At 66.3% G+C, this 17,744-nt stretch carries 15 protein-coding genes; 5 read left to right on the top strand and 10 right to left on the bottom strand.

Going from position 1 to position 17,744, the window contains the following annotated elements:
- Positions 1-35 precede the first annotated feature (35 nt).
- Positions 36-533: a peroxiredoxin gene (locus ACFPK0_RS06465; protein ID WP_056080169.1), complete on the bottom strand. Its 498-nt coding sequence runs from the start codon at positions 531-533 to the stop codon at positions 36-38.
- Between the two features lie 163 nt (positions 534-696).
- Here ACFPK0_RS06465 and ACFPK0_RS06470 point away from each other — a divergent pair, with 163 nt between their 5' ends.
- Positions 697-1,164: an Hsp20/alpha crystallin family protein gene (locus ACFPK0_RS06470; RefSeq protein ID WP_377339201.1), complete on the top strand. Its 468-nt coding sequence runs from the start codon at positions 697-699 to the stop codon at positions 1,162-1,164.
- Between the two features lie 88 nt (positions 1,165-1,252).
- The gene (locus ACFPK0_RS06475) at positions 1,253-2,149 is read left to right on the top strand and encodes a DnaJ C-terminal domain-containing protein (protein ID WP_056080163.1); all 897 of its coding nucleotides are present in this window, start codon (positions 1,253-1,255) and stop codon (positions 2,147-2,149) included.
- A 72-nt stretch (positions 2,150-2,221) separates the two neighbouring features.
- On the opposite strand, the gene pilH is transcribed toward ACFPK0_RS06475, so the two are convergent.
- From pilH to ACFPK0_RS06520, 9 genes are all read right to left on the bottom strand, one after another.
- Entirely contained in the window at positions 2,222-2,587 is a 366-nt protein-coding gene (gene pilH / locus ACFPK0_RS06480; protein WP_056080160.1) for a twitching motility response regulator PilH, read from the bottom strand.
- Between the two features lie 68 nt (positions 2,588-2,655).
- Complete coding sequence (locus ACFPK0_RS06485) at positions 2,656-3,654, bottom strand: YhdH/YhfP family quinone oxidoreductase (protein WP_377339205.1); 999 nt, start codon at positions 3,652-3,654, stop codon at positions 2,656-2,658.
- 12 nt (positions 3,655-3,666) lie between these two features.
- Positions 3,667-4,263: an LOG family protein gene (locus ACFPK0_RS06490; RefSeq protein WP_377339207.1), complete on the bottom strand. Its 597-nt coding sequence runs from the start codon at positions 4,261-4,263 to the stop codon at positions 3,667-3,669.
- A 113-nt stretch (positions 4,264-4,376) separates the two neighbouring features.
- On the bottom strand, positions 4,377-5,801 hold the full coding sequence (gene lpdA, locus ACFPK0_RS06495) for a dihydrolipoyl dehydrogenase (protein ID WP_056080151.1): 1,425 nt from the start codon (positions 5,799-5,801) through the stop codon (positions 4,377-4,379).
- Positions 5,802-5,912: 111 nt separating this feature from the next.
- Positions 5,913-7,124, bottom strand: coding sequence for a 2-oxoglutarate dehydrogenase complex dihydrolipoyllysine-residue succinyltransferase (odhB, locus tag ACFPK0_RS06500; RefSeq protein ID WP_377339209.1), 1,212 nt, complete (start codon positions 7,122-7,124; stop codon positions 5,913-5,915).
- A gap of 83 nt (positions 7,125-7,207) precedes the next feature.
- A complete protein-coding gene (locus ACFPK0_RS06505; RefSeq protein ID WP_377339211.1) occupies positions 7,208-10,054 on the bottom strand; it encodes a 2-oxoglutarate dehydrogenase E1 component in 2,847 nt (948 codons plus the stop codon).
- A 247-nt stretch (positions 10,055-10,301) separates the two neighbouring features.
- Positions 10,302-11,252, bottom strand: a complete 951-nt coding sequence (locus tag ACFPK0_RS06510; RefSeq protein ID WP_377339214.1) for a GNAT family N-acetyltransferase — start codon at positions 11,250-11,252, stop codon at positions 10,302-10,304.
- Entirely contained in the window at positions 11,249-12,442 is a 1,194-nt protein-coding gene (locus ACFPK0_RS06515) for a JmjC domain-containing protein (RefSeq protein ID WP_377339216.1), read from the bottom strand. The genes ACFPK0_RS06510 and ACFPK0_RS06515 overlap by 4 nt, the downstream gene beginning before the upstream one ends.
- Positions 12,443-12,466: 24 nt before the next feature.
- Positions 12,467-13,216 (bottom strand): sulfite exporter TauE/SafE family protein, encoded by a 750-nt coding sequence (locus ACFPK0_RS06520; protein WP_056080137.1) that lies wholly within the window; start codon positions 13,214-13,216, stop codon positions 12,467-12,469.
- Positions 13,217-13,375: 159 nt separating this feature from the next.
- On the opposite strand from ACFPK0_RS06520, the gene ACFPK0_RS06525 reads away from it, so the two are divergent.
- The 3 genes from ACFPK0_RS06525 to ACFPK0_RS06535 all read left to right on the top strand — a co-directional run bounded on the left by ACFPK0_RS06525 (position 13,376) and on the right by ACFPK0_RS06535 (position 17,699).
- A complete protein-coding gene (locus ACFPK0_RS06525; RefSeq protein ID WP_377339219.1) occupies positions 13,376-15,211 on the top strand; it encodes an assimilatory sulfite reductase (NADPH) flavoprotein subunit in 1,836 nt (611 codons plus the stop codon).
- A gap of 80 nt (positions 15,212-15,291) precedes the next feature.
- A complete protein-coding gene (gene cysI, locus ACFPK0_RS06530; protein WP_056080132.1) occupies positions 15,292-16,980 on the top strand; it encodes an assimilatory sulfite reductase (NADPH) hemoprotein subunit in 1,689 nt (562 codons plus the stop codon).
- Positions 16,977-17,699: a phosphoadenylyl-sulfate reductase gene (locus ACFPK0_RS06535; protein ID WP_056080131.1), complete on the top strand. Its 723-nt coding sequence runs from the start codon at positions 16,977-16,979 to the stop codon at positions 17,697-17,699. The genes cysI and ACFPK0_RS06535 overlap by 4 nt, the downstream gene beginning before the upstream one ends.
- Positions 17,700-17,744 lie beyond the last annotated feature (45 nt).

Consider the following 17,744-nt stretch of genomic DNA (forward strand, 5'->3'; position numbering starts at 1 on the left):
CGGCAATGCCGGGGCCTTTTGCATGAGGGGCTTCGTCAGCTGGCCAGGCCCGACGCGTCGATCGCCGCCAGCATCGCCTCGGCCGTGGATACGCGCAGTTCACCCGGCGCCTCGACGTGCAGCAGCCGCACCTCGCCGTCGTCCGCGTACAGCGCAAAACGCCGCGTACGCACGCCCATGCCGAAGGCCGAGCCATCGAATTCCAGGCCCAGCGCGCGGGTGAAGCCGGCGTTGCCGTCGGCAAGCATCAACAGGCCCGGTGGTGTCTGCAGTGATGCCGCCCATGCCCGCATCACGTGTGCATCGTTGACCGCCAGGCACATCAGGTCGATCCCGCGAGCCTTGAAATCATCGGCGTGGTGGATGTAGCCGGGTACATGCAAGGTCGAGCAGGTGGGCGTGAAGGCGCCGGGGACGCCCACCAGCACGGTCTTGCGGGTGGCGAACAGTTCGCCGGTGTGGCGCGACTGGACATCGCCGTCGATAACCCGGATCGCCACGTCGGGGAGTTTGTCGCCTGGCTGGATGGGCATGTGCAAAGCCGGTAATCAGGAAGTGTGATGCTACGGCATACGCCAGGTGAACGGGGTAGCGAGGGGCCGCGCGGCAAGCGTGCCATTGCCTTGAATCGCCCGCGGAAGCACCTACTTTCACTGCAGGCGGCGACGGGCCGCATTCATCTTGAGGAGACGTGCAATGAACCTGGGTCGTCATTCCATCTGGAACGCGAACAATGCCCTGCCTGAGGAAATCCGCCAGGCGTTTGATCGCTTCCTGCAACCGGCAGACAGCGATGCATCCAACGTGGTCACCAGCCAGTGGGCGCCGCGGGTGGACATTCGCGAGGACGAGCAGCGCTTCGTGATCCTGGCGGATATCCCCGGCGTGGATCCCGCGCAGATCGAAGTGAGCATGGACAAGGGCATCCTCACCATCAAGGGTGAGCGCGAAGCTGATCTCGGCGCCGAGGGCAACGAGGCCACCAAGGGCAAGTTCACCCGGGTCGAGCGGGCGCGCGGGGCATTCCACCGGCGCTTTGCCCTGCCGGACAGTGCTGACGCCGAGGGCATCACCGCCAACGGCAAGCTCGGCGTGCTGGAAATCGTGATCCCGAAAAAGGCACTGGCAACGCCGCGACGCATTACCATCAACACCGGCCATTGAGCCGGCCGGCCACGGGCCGGACTATGTTGCATGAACACCCGCGGCGGCACGGATTCGCCGCGGGTTTTGCGTTCGTTGGGGAGTGGTAGTGGAATTCAAAGATTATTACGACATTCTGGGCGTCAAGCCCGACGCGACCGAGGCCGAGATCAAGGCGGCATATCGGAAGCTGGCGCGCAAATACCACCCGGACAAGAACAAGGACGCGGGCGCCGAGGAGAAGTTCAAGGCCGCCAACGAGGCGCAGGAAGTGCTGATGGATGCGGAGAAGCGCCGCTCCTATGACCAGTTGCGCGCGGGTGGCTATCGCGGTGGTGAACAGTTCCGGCCGCCGCCGGGCTGGCAGGGTCAAAGCCAGGGTTTCAACGACACGGGCGGCGATTTCAGCGATTTCTTCGAAAGCCTGTTCGGTCGTGGCGGTGCCGCCGGTGCGCGCGGGCAGGCACGTCCGCGCCGTGGTCGCGATGTGCAGGCGTCGGTGCAGATCGAGTTGCAGACGGCGTTCGATGGCGGCCGCACGCGGCTGGCCATGCAGGACCCGGCCGGTGGCGAGCGCGTGCTGGAGGTGAAGATTCCGGCCGGTATCCAGCCCGGCCAGGTCATCCGGTTGGCCGGGCAGGGCCAGGCTGGCGTGGCCGGCGGCCCCAAGGGCGATCTGCTGCTGGAAATCGGCATACGCGATGATCCGCGGTTCCGCCTGGATGGCCGCAACGTGGTGCATGTGTTGCCGATCAGCCCGTGGGAGGCCGCGCTGGGCGCCACGGTGCCGGTGCCGACGCTGGCTGGTACGGTGGATCTGCGCATACCCGCTGGCAGCCAGTCGGGGCGCAAGCTGCGGTTGAAAGGGCGCGGCATGCCGGGCACGCCGGCGGGCGATCAACTGGTGGAGTTGTCGATCCGGGCGCCGGCGGCGGAGACGGCAGGGCAAACGGAGGCGTATGAGGATCTGCGCAAGCAGTTCAAGGATTACGATCCGCGCAAGTAACCGGCGGCGTCATCGCCCATAAAAAAACGACACCTGCGGGTGTCGTTTTTGTTGGTGAGGTGTTGCCGAAGATCAGCCTTGCAGCAATTCCTGCAGCGTCTTGGCCAGTTCGTCTTCCTTGATCGGCTTGGTGACATAGGCCTTGGCGCCCTGGCGCATGCCCCACACGCGATCGGTTTCCTGGTCCTTGGTGGTTACCAGCACGATCGGGATGTGCGAGGTGCCGGGATTCTTGCTGATGGTGCGGGTGGCCTGGAAGCCGTTGAGATTGGGCATGACCACGTCCATCAGGATCAGGTCAGGCAGCTGCTGCTTGGCCACTTCGACGCCGGCGGCTCCATCTTCGGCGGTCAGGGTTTCATGCCCGAGCTTTTCGACGATGCGTTTGATGCCCAGTAATTGCGACGGGGAATCGTCGACGATCAGGATGCGTGCCATAAGGTGATTGTCCCTGCGAGTTGCGTTAATTCTATGCTGCTGATGCTGCAGTTCCAAGCGCGGTGCGCTCAGAAACCGAGCGTATTGTTTACCACGGTGCGCCCGAAAGCGCCGCCCGCGAGCATGCGTGTAAAGGTCGCTGGCAGTTGCGCCAGGGCGATTTCATCGGTGGCGATGCGCGCCAGCTGACGAGGTTTCCAGTCGCCGGCCAAGTGCTGCCAGATGGTGTCGCGGATGTCCCGCGCGGTGCCTGCCGAGGCCACGCCGAGCAGGCTGACGCCGCGGATGATGAACGGCATCACGGTGCTGTCGAATGCGATACCACCCGCGTTGCCGCACAGCGCCACGTTGCCGTAGGGGTGGATCAGGGGCAGCAGGCCGCTCAGCATGCCGCCGCCCACTGTATCCAGCGCGCCGCCGAAGCGCGCCGAGTCCATCGGTTTGCCACTGAAGTCCCATTGATGCCGGTCGATGCAAGCGTGTGCGCCCAGCGCGCGCAGCGCGTCGAAATGGTCGGGCTTGCCGCTGATCGCGTGAACTTCGTAGCCGGCGCGGCTGAAGATGTCGATGGCCAGCTGGCCCACGCCGCCGCTGGCACCGCTGATCGCGATGGGCCCCAGCTCCGGTGTCTGCCGGTTGTCCTGCATCCGCAGCAGGGCAAGTGCCGCGGTGAAGCCGGCGGTGCCGATGACCATGCTTTCGCGCAGGCTGAGGCCGGCGGGCAGCGGGATCGTCCAGCGTGCATCGAGGCGCGCGTACTGCGCGAACCCGCCATCACGCGTTTCGGACAGGCCGCTGCCGGTGCACAGCACGGCGTCGCCCTCCTTGAATGCGGGATCACTCGACGCGACCACGTGCCCGGCCACGTCGATGCCGCCGTTCAACGGGTAGCGGCGCAGGATGCGGCCCTTGCCCGTGCCGGCCAGCGCGTCCTTGTAGTTGACCGACGAGTACGCCGCTTTGACCAGTACTTCGCCCGGCGACAACGCGTCGGTGTCCATCGTTTCGAGCCCGGCCCGGTGGCCGTCGTCGTCGTGGTGGATGCGGAAGGCTTGGAAGCGGGTCATGCGGATTTCCCGTCAGGCGTCGACGCTCTGGTTGTCGATCCACTTGGGCAGGTAGGTGCCTTCGTAGGTCTGCATCCAGTCGAACAGCGCGGTCATGTCATCGCCGAACCAGAGGCTGTCGCGCTGTTCGGGGCGTACGAAACGTTCGTCGACCATGTGGTCCATCATTGCGCGCAGGTCGCGGTAATAGCCGCGCGCATCCAGGAAGGCGCAGGGATAGCGGTGCAGCCCCAACTGCGCCCAGGTCAGCATCTCGAACATCTCGTCCATGGTGCCGAAGCCGCCGGGCAGGGCGACGAAGGCGTCGGACAGTTCGTACATGCGGGTCTTGCGCTGGTGCATGGTGTCCACCACCACCAGCTCGCTGAGACCGGGATGCGCCACTTCCAGATCCACCAGTTGGCGCGGGATCACGCCAATCACCTTGCCGCCACCGGCAAGCACGGCGTCAGCCACCGTGCCCATCAACCCGACCTTGCCACCACCATAAACCAGCGCCATACCACGCTCGGCCATTCCGGCCCCGAATGCGCGCGCCTGCTCGGCGTATTCGGGATGCTTGCCGGAGCTGGAGCCGCAGTAGACGCAGAGGGCGGTGGGCTGGGGCATGTTTCTGGAACCTCAATCGGCTTGGGTCCGGCTGAAACCCGGAACGGTTTTTCTGAAAACGAGACGGCCCGCCCATGTCGCCACGAGCGGGCCGTGTTGACTTGCGCGAGCGCTCAGTTGCCCTTGTGGATGGCGCGCTTGTCGACCGACAAGGCGGCCTCGTGCACGGCTTCGGACAAGGTCGGGTGCGCGTGGACGATGCGTGCCAGATCCTCGGACGAGCCCTTGAACTCCATTGCCACCACGCACTCGGCGATCAGCTCGGAGACGCCCGGGCCGACCATATGCACGCCGAGGATGCGATCGGTTTCGGCGTGGGCGATCATCTTCACCTGGCCGACGGCCTCGTTCATCGCCACGGCGCGGCCGATGGCGGCGAACGGGAAGCTGCCGACCTTGTACGGCACGCCGGCGTCCTTCAGTTCCTTCTCGGTCTTGCCGGCCCAGGCCACTTCCGGCTCGGTGTAGATCACGAACGGGATGGTGTCGTAGTTGACGTGGCCGGCCTTGCCGGCGATCCACTCGGCCACCGCCACGCCTTCCTCGGAGCCCTTGTGGGCAAGCATCGGGCCGCGCACGGCATCACCGATGGCCCAGACGCCGTCCACGCCGGTGTGGCAGTGCTCGTCGACCAGGATGCGGCCGCGCTCGTCCAGCTTCACGCCGGTGTCGTCGGCCAGCAGGTTCTGCGTGTAGGCGCGGCGGCCCACGGCGACCAGCAGCTTGTCGACCACCAGTTTCTGCTCGCCGTCCTTGTTGGTGTAGACCAGATGCACGCCGTCCTTCTTCACCTCGGCCTTGTTGAGCTTGGCGTCGAGCTTGATGTCCAGGCCCTGTTTGGCGAACTCCCTCGCGGCAACCTTGGCAATGTCGGCGTCGGCCACCGAGAGAAAATCGGGCAGCGCTTCGATGATGGTCACTTCCGCGCCCATGCGGCGCCACACGCTGCCCAACTCCAGGCCGATCACGCCGGCGCCGATCACGCCAAGGCGCTTGGGCACTTCGGCGAAGTCCAGCGCGCCGGCGTTGTCGACGATCGCCTTGCCGTCGAACTTGGCGAACGGCAGTTCGATCGGGACGGAGCCGGAGGCCAGGATCACGTTGGTGGCGCTGATCGTCTCTTTCTTGCCGTCGGCGCCAGTGATCTCGACGCTGTTGCCCTTCAACAGCTTGCCGGTGCCGAAGAACGGCGTGACCTTGTTCGCCTTGAACAGCTGGCCGATGCCGCCGGTGAACTGCTTGACGATCTTGTCCTTGCGGCCGATGAACGTGCCCATGTCGACCTTGGCGTCGCCCACGCTGATGCCGTGCACCGGCAGGTTGTGCGCGATGTTCCAGAACTGGCGCGAGGAATCGAGCAGCGCCTTGGACGGAATGCAGCCCACGTTGAGGCAGGTACCGCCCAGCGCCGGCTTGCCGTCCTTGCCGGTGAAGGCGTCGATGCAGGCGGTCTTCAGCCCCAGCTGCGCGGCGCGAATCGCGGCCACATAGCCGGCCGGGCCGGCGCCGATGACGATGACATCAAATTGTTCGCTCATTTCATTCGCTCACGGGAATAGGGAATCGGGAGTAGGGAATAGGGAATCGTTGGGGCAGGGCAGGCTTCGCTTTGACGATTCCCGATTCCCCATTCCCGATTCCCGGGCTCGTCAGAGCCCCAGCAACATCCTCTGCGGATTCTCCAGCTGGTTCTTGATGTCGACCAGGAACAGCACGGCGTCCTTGCCGTCGATGATGCGGTGGTCGTAGCTGATCGCGATGTACATCATCGGTGCGGCAATGATCTGGCCGTTCTCGACGATGGCGCGTTCCTTGATCGTGTGCATGCCCAGGATGGCGCTCTGCGGCGGGTTCACGATCGGGGTGGACAGCAGCGAGCCGAAGGTGCCGCCGTTGGTGATGGTGAAGGTGCCGCCCTGCAGGTCGTCCAGGCTGAGCTTGTTGTCGCGCGCCTTCTTTGCGTATTCGGCAATGCCTTTCTCGATGTCGGCGAAGCTCATGTCCTGCACGTCGCGCAGTACCGGCGTGACCAGGCCCTTGTCGGTGGACACGGCGATCGAGATGTCCTGGTAGCCGTGGTAGATCACGTCGTTGCCGTCAACCGAGGCGTTGACGTACGGGTAGCGCTTCAGCGCTTCGGCGGCGGCTTTCACGAAGAAGCTCATGAAGCCGAGCTTGATGCCGTTTTCCTTCTGGAAAGCCTCGCCCAGCGATTTGCGCATCTTCACCACTTCGCTGAGGTTCACCTCGTTGAACGAGGTGAGCATGGCGATGGAGTTCTTCGACTGCATCAGTCGCTCGGCGATGCGCAGGCGCATGCGGGTCATCGGCACGCGCTCTTCCGGGCGCGAACCCGGGGTCGGCTTCGCTGCCGGCGCGGCGGCGGGAGCCGCGGCAGGGCGCGAGCCGGCGTTGACCACGTCTTCCTTGATGATGCGGCCGTCGCGGCCGGTGCCGGCGATGGCGGAGGTGTCGACCTTGTTCTCGGTAGCGACGCGCTGCGCGGCAGGCGAAAGCTCGGCGGCGGCCTTCGACGCCGCCGGGGCGGGTGCCGCGGCGGCAGGCGCGGGAGCAGGAGCAGCGGCAGCCGGCGCAGCAGCCGGCGCCGGTGCTGCGGCCGCGGCGCCTTCCTCGATGATCGCGATGACCTGCTCGCTGTTCACCGTGTCGCCCACGTCGTGGCGGATTTCCTTCAGCACGCCATCGACCGGCGCAGGGACTTCCAGCACCACCTTGTCGGTTTCGAGGTCGACCAGGTTCTCGTCGCGTTTCACCGCGTCGCCGGCTTTCTTGTGCCAGGCGGCGATGGTGGCGTCGGAGACGGACTCGGGTAGAACGGGGACTTTGAGTTCGATGGACATGAGAAAAGGGCTCTTGAGTGAGTGCGCTCATCCGTGGGCGCAAAATCAAAAGCGGCCATCCGTGGCCGCACTATCCAGGAAGTCTATTCTGCGGAATGGTCGGTGCCGACCGGTTCGATCAGCGCCTGTTCGACCAACGCCGCCTGTTCGGCGGCATGCGTGTTGAGGTGGCCGGCCGCCGGTGCCGGCAGGCGCGCGCGGCCCGCGTATGAAAGGCTGTGGTTCGCGCCGCTGCAGGCTTGCAGGTGGTGGCGAATCTGGAACCAGGCGCCCTGGTTCATCGGCTCTTCCTGGCACCACACCACTTCCTTGGCGGCCGGGTATTTCTCCAGCTCGGCGCTGACCTCGTCCCGCGGGAACGGATACAGCTGCTCGACACGCACGATGGCGACGTCGGCCAGCTTCTTCGCTTCCGCCGATTCCAGCAGGTCGTAATAGACCTTGCCCGAGCAGAACACCACGCGCTTGACCTTCTTGGCGGCCAGCTTGCGGTGTTCGCCGATCACCAGCTGGAAGCTGCCGTTGGCCAGCTCGTCCAGCGTAGACACCGCCAGCTTGTGCCGCAGCAGCGACTTGGGCGTCATCACGACCAGCGGCTTGCGCACCGGGCGCAGCATCTGGCGGCGGATCATGTGGAAATCCTGCGCCGGCGTGGTCGGCACGCAGACCTGCATGTTCTCCATCGCGCACATCTGAAGGAAGCGCTCCAGGCGAGCGGAGGAGTGCTCCGGGCCCTGGCCTTCGTAGCCGTGCGGCAACAGCAGCACCAGGCCACAGAGGCGGTTCCACTTCGCTTCGCCGGAGCTGATGAACTGGTCGATCACCACCTGCGCACCGTTGGCGAAATCGCCGAACTGCGCCTCCCAGATGCTGAGCGTGTCCGGGTCGGTGGTGGAGTGGCCGTATTCGAACGCCATCACCGCTTCCTCGCTGAGCAGCGAGTCGATGATTTCCACGTCGGCACCGGCGCGCACGTTGGCCAGCGGCATGTAGGTGTGGCCGTCCTTCTGGTCGTGCAGCACGGCATGGCGATGGAAGAAGGTGCCGCGGCCGGAATCCTGGCCCACCAGGCGCATCTCGTTGCCCGCGTCGATGAGGGTGGCGTAGGCCAGGTTTTCGGCGAAGCCCCAGTCGGCAGGAAGCTCGCCGGCGGCCATCTTGCGCCGGTCTTCGTAAATCTTTGCCACGCGTCCCTGCAGGGTGATGTCCTTGGGCACATCCAGGATCTTCGCCAGCAGTTCCTGCAGTTTCTTCTTCGGCACCGTGGTGTCGGCGGGGGTGGTCAACTTGCCGCCGATGAAGCGCGACCAGTCCACGATATTGCTGTGCGCGGCGTCGGGATCGAGGTTGGCGACGGTGTCGCCGGCCTCCAGCTGGCCCCGGTAGGCGTCGAACATCTTCTGTCCGTCGCCTTCGGCGATCACCCCTTCCTTCACCAGCTGCTGCGCGTACAGCTCGCGGGTGGGCTTGCGCTTGCGGATGATCTGGTACATCACCGGCTGCGTGGCGGCAGGTTCGTCCGCCTCGTTGTGGCCGTGGCGGCGGTAGCAGACCAGGTCGATGACCACGTCCTTGCGGAAGGTCTTGCGGAATTCGTAGGCCAGCCGGGTGACCTCGATCACCGCCTCGGGATCGTCGCCGTTCACATGGAACACCGGCGCGTTGACCATCTTGGCCAGGTCGGTGCAGTACATGGTGGAGCGCGCGTCCTGCGGGTTGGAGGTGGTGAAGCCGACCTGGTTGTTGATCACGATGTGCAAGCTGCCGCCGATCTTGAAGCCGCGCGCCTGCGACATGTTGAACAGTTCCATGTTCACGCCCTGGCCGGCGAACGCGGCGTCGCCGTGGATCAGCACCGCCATCGACAGCTGGTGCATGGTGTCGCGGCGGCGGATCTGGCGCGCATGCACCGAGCCGGCGACCACCGGGTTGACGATCTCCAGATGGGACGGATTGAACGCCAGCGCCACGTGCAAGCCGCCCTTGGGCGTCTTCACGTCGGCGGAAAAACCCATGTGGTACTTCACGTCGCCCGAGTAGGACGGATCGTCGGCGTGTTCGAACTTGCCCTCGAACTCGTTGAACAGCATCTTCGGCGGCTTGCCGAGGATGTTGACCAGCACGTTGAGACGGCCGCGATGGGCCATGCCCACCACCATCTCCTTGATGCCGTTGTCGCCGGAGGCCCGCACCACGTCGTTCAGCAGCGGGATCAGGCTGTCGCCGCCTTCCAGCGAAAAACGCTTCTGGCCCACGTATTTCGTGTGCAGGTAGCGCTCCAGCCCGTCGGCGGCAGTGAGTTCGGCCAGGATGCGGCGCTTGCCATCGGCATCCAGACCCGCGCTGCCGTTGGCCTTTTCGAGCCGGGTGTAAACCCAGTTGCGCTGCTCGTGGTTGCTGATGTGCATGAACTCGGCGCCGACCGTGCCGGCGTAGACCTTTTTCAGGCGCGCCAGCAGTTCACCCAGCTTCATCCGCTGGCCGCCACCGGCATAGGTGCCGCAATCGAACTCGGTGTCGAGGTCGGATTCGGCCAGGCCGTGAAAGGCCAGGCCCAGGTCGGGTGCGGGCATGCGCTCGGTGAGCCCCAGCGGGTCCAGGTCGGCCGCCAGGTGGCCGCGTGAACGGTAGGCGGTCAGCAGGCGCAGCACGCCGGCCTGCTTGCTGGCGTGGCCGTCGGATGCCGCCGCGGGTGCCGTGCCTCCGCTGAGGCGGCGCTGTTTCTGCGCGGCCTCGATGCGGGCAATGGCGGCGCGCGGGGAGACATCGCCCGCCTCGCGTCCCTTGAACGTGTCGAAATAGCCGGCCCACTGCTCGGGCACCGATGACGGATCGGCGAGCCAGGCGTCGTACAGCGCTTCGACGTAGTCGGCGTTGCCGCCGGCGAGTTGCGATGATTCCAGGAATTCGCGGATCAGGTTCTTGCTCACGTCACCACCGGTTGGGGAAGAGATGCTTGCAGCCACCGTGCTGATCGATGGGGATGATGGCTGGCGGCAATTCCTATAATTATAGCCCTCCGTCACGCCGGCAGGACAACCGTGAAAGTCCCGTCGCGCCGTTGTCCGCGGGCGTTTGTGCCGGGTCATCGGCCATCGCGGCCATACCCTCGCAGTTTGCGCCCGCAGCCGTGTAGGAAACGGCATGCCGCCGCCACGTCACCGGGCCAGCGGGCGTTCATATGTCCAGTATCTGCAGCATGCTGGCCGGCGCGGACCGGTCCCACGCATGATCGAAATGCTGCCGCAGCGGCGCCTGCGCCGCGCGGTCATGGCGCGCGCCGCGGCCCGGAGGACGGGTGGCGTCGGGCAACAGCAGGTAGCCGCCGACGTCGTTGAGCAGGTAGGACGAACCGTAGCTCAGGTCGGCGTCCTCCAGCGGCGTGCGGATGTGCATCGCGCTGGGCAGGCGCTGGGCCAGCGCAATCAGGCGGTGGTCGTCACGCAGCGCCGCGGCCGGGTCGTGCAGCACGATGCGGATGTGGGCATTGCGGCCCGAGGTGGCCAGGCGGCGCCATTGCTCCAGTTCGTCGTCGCTGGCGTAGATATCGACCGGCAACAGCGGCGCGTACAGCTCGACGCGGTGGCGCGCGTCGCGCAACAGTTGCAGGCGCGCAAGGGCCAGTTCGACGCGGGTGGTCGCCGGCAGCGCTTCGGTCAGCTTGCGTGGCGTTTCCGGACGTTCCGTGGCGGACAGCGAAAGCCGCATGGCGCGGTGCGCGATACCGGCGTCGTCGAATACCTCGCCATGCGCGCTGAACCCCTGCCGTTCGTAGAACCCGATGGCGGGCAGCTGCGCGCCCAGGCTCACGTCGGGCCAGCCCAGCGCGCGCGCCTTTTCGACCAGCTCGCGCAGCATCGCGGCGCCCACGCCCTGGCCACGCCATGGCTGGCGTACCGCCATGCGGCCGATCTTGTGTTGCGGCGTGAGGCGGCCGCATCCGATCGGCTCCCCGCTGTCGTCGCGTGCCAGCACGTGGTGACAGTAGGCGTCCAGGTCGTCGCGCTCCAGTTCCTCGGGCACGCCTTGTTCCTGCACGAAGACTTCGTGGCGCAGGGCGAGCAGGGCATCGCGTTGTGCCTCGCGGCTCCAGTCGGCGGCTTCGACGTGGAAATGCTGGAGTTTCATTGACGGCGCGACTTGCGCGGCAGCAGGTGGCCTTCGTTCACCAGCGTGCGCAGCAGGTCGAACTCCGGGTCGGTGAGCGAGCCGGACGGCCGCCATGCGCGCTGTTCGCACAAGGCCTGCGCCAGCGCCGGCGAGGCGGCGTGGGCCTGGCCGCTGACATACAGCGTGCAGCCGCTCTTGCCCTGGCTCCAGGCCAGTCGCGACCACGGATGGCGCAATAGGCTGGCACCCGCGGCAAGCTGCTTCTTCAGCGCGGCCTCGGTCAGCGGCCGCGCCAGCGGGGCCACGACCTGCGCGTTGCGGTAGCGCGTGATGAAGCGACCGAACCAGTCGCGCAACAGGGTTTCATCCAGTGCGGCGGCGAACGGCAGGGCGTCGACGATGCGCGCCAGGGCGGCGCGATCGATCTCGCCGGCGGCGCGCGCCGGCTTCAGGTCGGGATCGGCGTAGCGCAGTTCGTCCGGCAGCAGGTCGGCGATGTAGTCGGCCAGATCGCCGGTCATTTCCGCCTGCGATGGCGCGCGCATGCCCACCGAGAACGTCATGCAGGGCCCGCCGAACGCGATGCCGTCGTGCGGCACGCCAGGCGGCAGGTAGAGCATGTCGCCCGGTTGCAGCAGCCATTCGTGTGTCGGCTCGAAGCTCGCCAGTTGTTTCAGTTCCACGTCGGCGCGGAACGCCTTCGGCGCCAGCGGATCGTCGCTGATCGCCCAGTGGCGCTGGCCCAGCCCCTGCAGCAGGAAGACGTCGTACTGGTCCACGTGGGCGCCGACGCCACCCTCGGGCTCGGCGTACGACACCATGATGTCGTCTACGCGCCAGCTGGGCAGGAAGCTGAAAGGCTCCAGCAGGCGCGCCACGTCGGCGTCCCATTTGTCCACGTCCTGCACCAGCAGCGTCCAGTGGCTGTCCGGGGTGCGGGCGAAATCGGCTTCGCTCAGCGGGCCCGAATTGACATGCCAGCGGTCGTGCTTGGGGTCATGCACGATCAGCCGTGCCAGCGCGGCCGGCTCGCAGGCCAGGCCGGCCAGGTCATCCGGCTGCAGCGGCGGTTCGAAATCCGGAAAGGCGCTGCGGATCAGCAGGGGCCGTTTCTGCCAGTAATCGCGCAGGAACCGGGTCGGGCTCATGCCCAGCGGCTGGCTTGCGCTGCCGCGGACTTCGATGGGGAAAGTTGGGGTCGGGGTCATCCGGCCATTGTAGATGCTGGATGCTCAGACAAGCAGCCGGAACGCATTGTGCAAGCCCAGCGCCAGCACGGCGAAACCGGCGAGATAGGTGGCCAGCCGGCCGGGGATGCGGCGGATGAACACGGCGCCGAACGGCGCTGCCAGCACGCCGCCGATGATTAGCCCGAAAACGGCGGTGAGATGGGTGGTGCCGATGCTGAGCAGGAAGCTGATGCTGGCCGCCACGCTGACCACGCATTTGGCCAGGTGCACGCTGCCGATCACGGCGCGCGGTGGCAAGCCGCGCGCCAGCAGGACGGTGACGGTCAATGCGCTCCAGCCACCGCCGCCGATGGCATCCACGAAGCCGGCGACCGAACCCAGGGCCGACGTGCCGCGCGGCACGTCCGTGCGGTCACCGGGCGGGCGCGTGCCGCGGAACAGCAGGAACAGCCCCATGCCCAGCAGATACGGCGTCAGTGCCACCCGCATCCAGTGCGCCGGCACGTTGATCGCCACGTAGGCACCCAGCAAGGCGCCGATCACGCCGGGGATCACCAGCGCCAGGAACAGCCGCCGTCGCACGTTGCCAGCCAGCAGGTGGCTGAGCCCGGAGGCGCCGCAGGTGAACGTTTCCGCGTAATGCACGCTGGCGCTGGCCGACACCGGCGGTACGCCCAGGCCCATCAGCAGTCCGGCCGAGGTCACGCCATAGGCCATGCCCAGTGCTCCATCGACCAGTTGGGCGAAAGCACCGACGGCGATGAAGACGAACAACTCGGCGAAATTGGGCATGGATATCTGGTGATGGAGGCCGGCGAGAGTATCAGACCGTCATCGCCTGCGCTGAAATGAAGAGCGGGCATAAGCACATGCCGACATATGCTTTTACCTGATACCGGCAGGTACCTAGGATTGGACGCCAAGAAGTAAAGACGTCCAAAAGGAAGCGCCGTGAACGTTGCGTTGAAACCCATTCTTCCCACCCCTGCACTTGGGGAGGAACGGCTCGCGCTGCTGGCGCGTTTGACCGACGGCCTCTCGCCGGCGGATCTCTACTGGGTGTCCGCCTATAGTGCGGCGCTGGCATCGCTGGCCACGCGCATTCCCGGCCACGCCGGTCTGGCGGTGGTTGCCGATGCCCCGCCGCCGGCCGAGCGCCCGGCCGAGCGGCTGACCGTGGTCTACGGCAGCCAGACCGGCAACTCCAAGCGCGTGGCGGAAAAGCTCGCCGGCAAGGCCGAGGCCGCCGGCCTGGGCGTCAGGCTGCTGCGCGCCGGTGCCTACCCGCTGCGTGAGCTGGCGCAGGAGCGCCACCTGGTGGTGGTGATCAGCAGCCAGGGTGAAGGCGATCCGCCGGATGACGCGATCGGCTTCATGGAGTTCATTGCCGGCAAGCGGGCGCCCAAGCTGCCGCAGCTGAAGTTCGCGGTGATGGGCCTGGGCGATTCCAGCTATGCGAAGTACTGCGCGGTAAGCCGCGACCTCGATGCCCGGCTGGCCGAACTGGGTGCGACCCGGTTCGCGGCGCTGGGCGAGGCCGATGTGGATTTCGAGGCGGCCGCGGCGACGTGGTCGCAGGGCGCGCTGGAGACGGTGAAGCAGGCGCTGAGTGCACCCGCGGCGGCTGCGCGCCCGGTCAGCCCGTTGCATGCCGTCAACGCGGCCCCGTTGCATTCACGCGAAAAGCCGTTCGCCGCCGAAGTGCTGGAGAACCAGCGCATCGTGTCGCGCGACAGCAACCGCGACGTGCGTCATCTGGAGTTGTCGCTGGAAGGCTCCGGCCTGCGTTACGAAGCGGGCGACGCCCTCGGTGTATGGCCCAGCAATCCGCCGGTACTGGTGGACCAGTGGCTGTCGGCGCTGAAGCTCGACGGCACTCGGGAAGTGGCTCACGAAGGCAAGCGCCTGCCGCTGGCCCGCTGGTTGAGCCAGGAACGCGACATCACCCGGTTGACCCGCCCGTTGCTGGCGGCGCATGCCTCCCTCAGCGGCAACCACGACCTGCAGCGCGTACTGGAGCCCGAGCACAAGGCGGATTTTGCCGCGTTGCTGGAAAGCCATCAGCCGATCGACCTGCTGCGCGAATTCCCCGCCGCGTGGGATGCCGACCAGCTCGTCGCCGCGTTGCGGCCGATGACCCCGCGGCTGTACTCGATCGCTTCCAGCCCCAAGCTGGTCGGTCCGGACGAAGTGCACCTCACGGTGGCCGTGGTCGAGTACGAAAGGCATGGCAGCAAGCACTTCGGTGCGGCATCCACCTTCCTCGCCACGACCGATGATGACGCCCGGGTGCCGGTGTTCATCGAGGAGAACGAGCGCTTCCGCCTGCCGGCCGATGGCAGCCGCGACGTGATCATGATCGGCCCGGGCACCGGCATTGCGCCGTTCCGCGCGTTCGTGCAGGAGCGCCAGGCGACGGGCGCCAGCGGCCGCAACTGGCTGTTCTTCGGCAACCGCCATTTCTCGCAGGACTTCCTCTACCAGGTGGAATGGCAGGAAGCCTTGCGCAGCGGCGCGCTACACCGGCTGGACCTGGCGTTCTCCCGCGACCAGGCCGAGAAGCTGTACGTGCAGCAGCGGGTGCGCGAGAACGGCCGCGAGTTGTACGCGTGGCTGAACGAAGGCGCCCACCTGTATGTCTGCGGCGACTCCGCGCACATGGCCAAGGACGTGCACGAAGCGCTGCTCGACGTGGCCTCCGTCCACGGCGGTCTCAGTGCGGACGACGCCAAGGCCTGGTTGGCCGACTTGCTGCAACAGGGCCGTTACGCCCGCGACGTCTATTGAGGTTTATTTCTGCGTTCATCCGTGAACGCCAGAGTCAAAAAGCGGCCATCCATGGCCGCACTCTTCAGAACAACATTCCCATGCCTTCCCATCTCGAACACATCAAATCCGAAAGCCGTCTTCTGCGCGGCACCATCGCCGAAGGGCTGGCTGACACCGTCACCGGCGCCATCGCCGAGTCGGACACTAAGCTGCTGAAATTCCACGGCAGCTACATGCAGGACGATCGCGACATCCGCGACGAGCGCCGCCGCCAGAAGCTGGAGCCGGCCTATGCGTTCATGCTGCGCGCGCGCTTGCCAGGCGGCGTGATGACGCCCGCGCAGTGGCTGGCGTTCGATGAACTGGCCAGCAACTACGCCAGCAGCGGCCTGCGCATCACGACCCGGCAGACCTTCCAGTGGCACGGCATCCTCAAGAAGAACCTGAAGGCCAGCATCGCGGCCATCAACGCCGCGGCAGCCAGCACCATCGCCGCCTGCGGTGACGTCAACCGCAACGTGATCTGCAACACCAACCCGATCGAGTCGGAAGCGCACGAGAAGGCGTATGCCTGGGCGGCGCGCTTGTCCGAGCATCTGAAGCCGAAAACCCGCGCGTACCACGAGTTCTGGCTGGACGGCGAAAAGCTGGTGGGCGAGGAAGCCGCCAACGAGCAGGAGCCGCTGTACGGCCCCACCTATCTGCCGCGCAAGTTCAAGATCGGCGTGGCCATCCCGCCGCTCAACGACATTGATGTCTACTCGCAGGATCTGGCACTGATCGCGATCATCGAGAACGGCGAACTGGTGGGTTTCAACGTCGGCATCGGCGGCGGCATGGGCGCCACCCACGGCGATCCGGCCACCTATCCGCGGCTGGCCGACATCATCGGCTTCGTGCGGCCGGAAAACCTGGTGGTGCTGGCCGAAACCGTGATCGGCGTGCAGCGCGACTGGGGCGACCGTGAGGAGCGCAAGCACGCGCGCCTGAAATACACGGTGGACACCTATGGCCTGGATGCAACCAAGGCCGAGATCGAAAAGCGGCTCGGTTTCGCGCTGGAGCCCGCGCGCGCGTTCCATTTCGATCACAACGGCGACCGCTACGGCTGGGTCAAGGGCCACGCCGGCCGCTGGCACCTCACCTTGCAGGTGGAATCGGGTCGTCTGCTCGACACCGAGGCGCACACCTGGCTCAGCGGCATGCGCGAGCTGGCGCACATCCACACCGGCGACATCCGGCTGACCTGCAACCAGAACCTCATCATCGCCAACGTGGCCGCCGAGGATCGCGACACCATCGACGAGCTGGTCGCCCGCCATCACATGGATGGCTACAAGCGGTACAGCGGCATCCGCCAGCATTCGATCGCCTGCGTGGCCTTGCCCACCTGCGGCCTGGCGATGGCGGAAAGCGAGCGCTACCTCCCCAGCTTGCTGCTGAAGCTGGAAACCCTGCTGGACCGCCACGGACTGATCGACGCGCCGATCCTGCTGCGCCTGTCCGGCTGCCCCAACGGCTGCTCGCGTCCCTACCTGGCGGAAATTGCCCTGGTCGGTCGCGCACCGGGTCGCTACGACCTGCGCCTGGGTGCGGATTTCCAGGGGCAACGGCTCAACCAGGCGTATCGCGAGAACGTCGACGAGGCGGTCATCCTGGAAGTGCTGGATGGCTTGTTCGGCCGTTACGCCGCCGAGCGCAACGCGGGCGAATACTTCGGTGATTTCCTGTTGCGCGTGGGTGTGTTGAGCGAACCGCGGAAGATTCCGCTGAAGGTGAACGCATGAACGCGATCCAGCTCCCTTTCAATGACCACAGCCCGCGCGCGCTGGCGGATATCAACGCCTGGATGGCGAGCCTGACTGCCGAGCAGCGGGTGGAATGGGCGCTGAAGAACACTGCCGGCAACCATGCGCTGTCGTCGAGCTTCGGTGCACAGGCCGCCGTCTCGCTGCATCTGGTCAGCCAGCAGAAGCCGGATATTCCGGTGATCCTGATCGACACCGGCTACCTGTTTCCCGAGACCTATCAATTCGTCGATACGCTGACGGAACAGCTGTCGCTGAACCTGAAGGTCTACCGCCCCGCGATCGGCCGCGCCTGGGCCGAGGCCCGCTACGGTCGACTGTGGGAGCAGGGGCTGGAAGGCCTGGAGCAGTACAACCGCATCCGCAAGGTCGAGCCCATGCAGCGCGCACTGGCCGAGCTGGAGATCAACGGCTGGTTCGCCGGCCTGCGTCGCAGCCAGTCCAAGAGCCGCCACGAAATCCCGTTCGTCGAATGGCAGCGCGGCCACTGGAAGTTCCATCCCATCGCCGACTGGACCGACCGCGACGTGGGCATGTACCTGCAACGCCACGGCCTGCCGTACCACCCGCTGTGGGAGCAGGGCTACGTCTCCATCGGCGACACCCACACCACCCGCCGCTGGGAGCCGGGCATGGACGCCGAAGACACCCGCTTCTTCGGCCTGAAGCGCGAATGCGGCCTGCACGAACTGGTGTAACGAGGCCTTTCCTTCTCCCGCTTGCGGGAGAAGGTGCCGAAGGCG

It is taken from the genome of Rhodanobacter ginsenosidimutans, assembly GCF_042655685.1.
GTDB classification, from domain to species: Bacteria; Pseudomonadota; Gammaproteobacteria; order Xanthomonadales; family Rhodanobacteraceae; genus Rhodanobacter; species Rhodanobacter ginsenosidimutans.

Coding starts and splice junctions, on each gene's coding strand:
- ACFPK0_RS06465 (WP_056080169.1), bottom strand. CDS start 533: ATGCCCATCCAGCCAGGCGACAAACTCCCCGACGTGGCGATCCGGGTT.
- ACFPK0_RS06470 (WP_377339201.1), top strand. CDS start 697: ATGAACCTGGGTCGTCATTCCATCTGGAACGCGAACAATGCCCTGCCT.
- pilH (WP_056080160.1), bottom strand. CDS start 2,587: ATGGCACGCATCCTGATCGTCGACGATTCCCCGTCGCAATTACTGGGC.
- ACFPK0_RS06485 (WP_377339205.1), bottom strand. CDS start 3,654: ATGACCCGCTTCCAAGCCTTCCGCATCCACCACGACGACGACGGCCAC.
- ACFPK0_RS06490 (WP_377339207.1), bottom strand. CDS start 4,263: ATGCCCCAGCCCACCGCCCTCTGCGTCTACTGCGGCTCCAGCTCCGGC.
- lpdA (WP_056080151.1), bottom strand. CDS start 5,801: ATGAGCGAACAATTTGATGTCATCGTCATCGGCGCCGGCCCGGCCGGC.
- odhB (WP_377339209.1), bottom strand. CDS start 7,124: ATGTCCATCGAACTCAAAGTCCCCGTTCTACCCGAGTCCGTCTCCGAC.
- ACFPK0_RS06510 (WP_377339214.1), bottom strand. CDS start 11,252: ATGAAACTCCAGCATTTCCACGTCGAAGCCGCCGACTGGAGCCGCGAG.
- ACFPK0_RS06515 (WP_377339216.1), bottom strand. CDS start 12,442: ATGACCCCGACCCCAACTTTCCCCATCGAAGTCCGCGGCAGCGCAAGC.
- ACFPK0_RS06520 (WP_056080137.1), bottom strand. CDS start 13,216: ATGCCCAATTTCGCCGAGTTGTTCGTCTTCATCGCCGTCGGTGCTTTC.
- cysI (WP_056080132.1), top strand. CDS start 15,292: ATGCCTTCCCATCTCGAACACATCAAATCCGAAAGCCGTCTTCTGCGC.
- ACFPK0_RS06535 (WP_056080131.1), top strand. CDS start 16,977: ATGAACGCGATCCAGCTCCCTTTCAATGACCACAGCCCGCGCGCGCTG.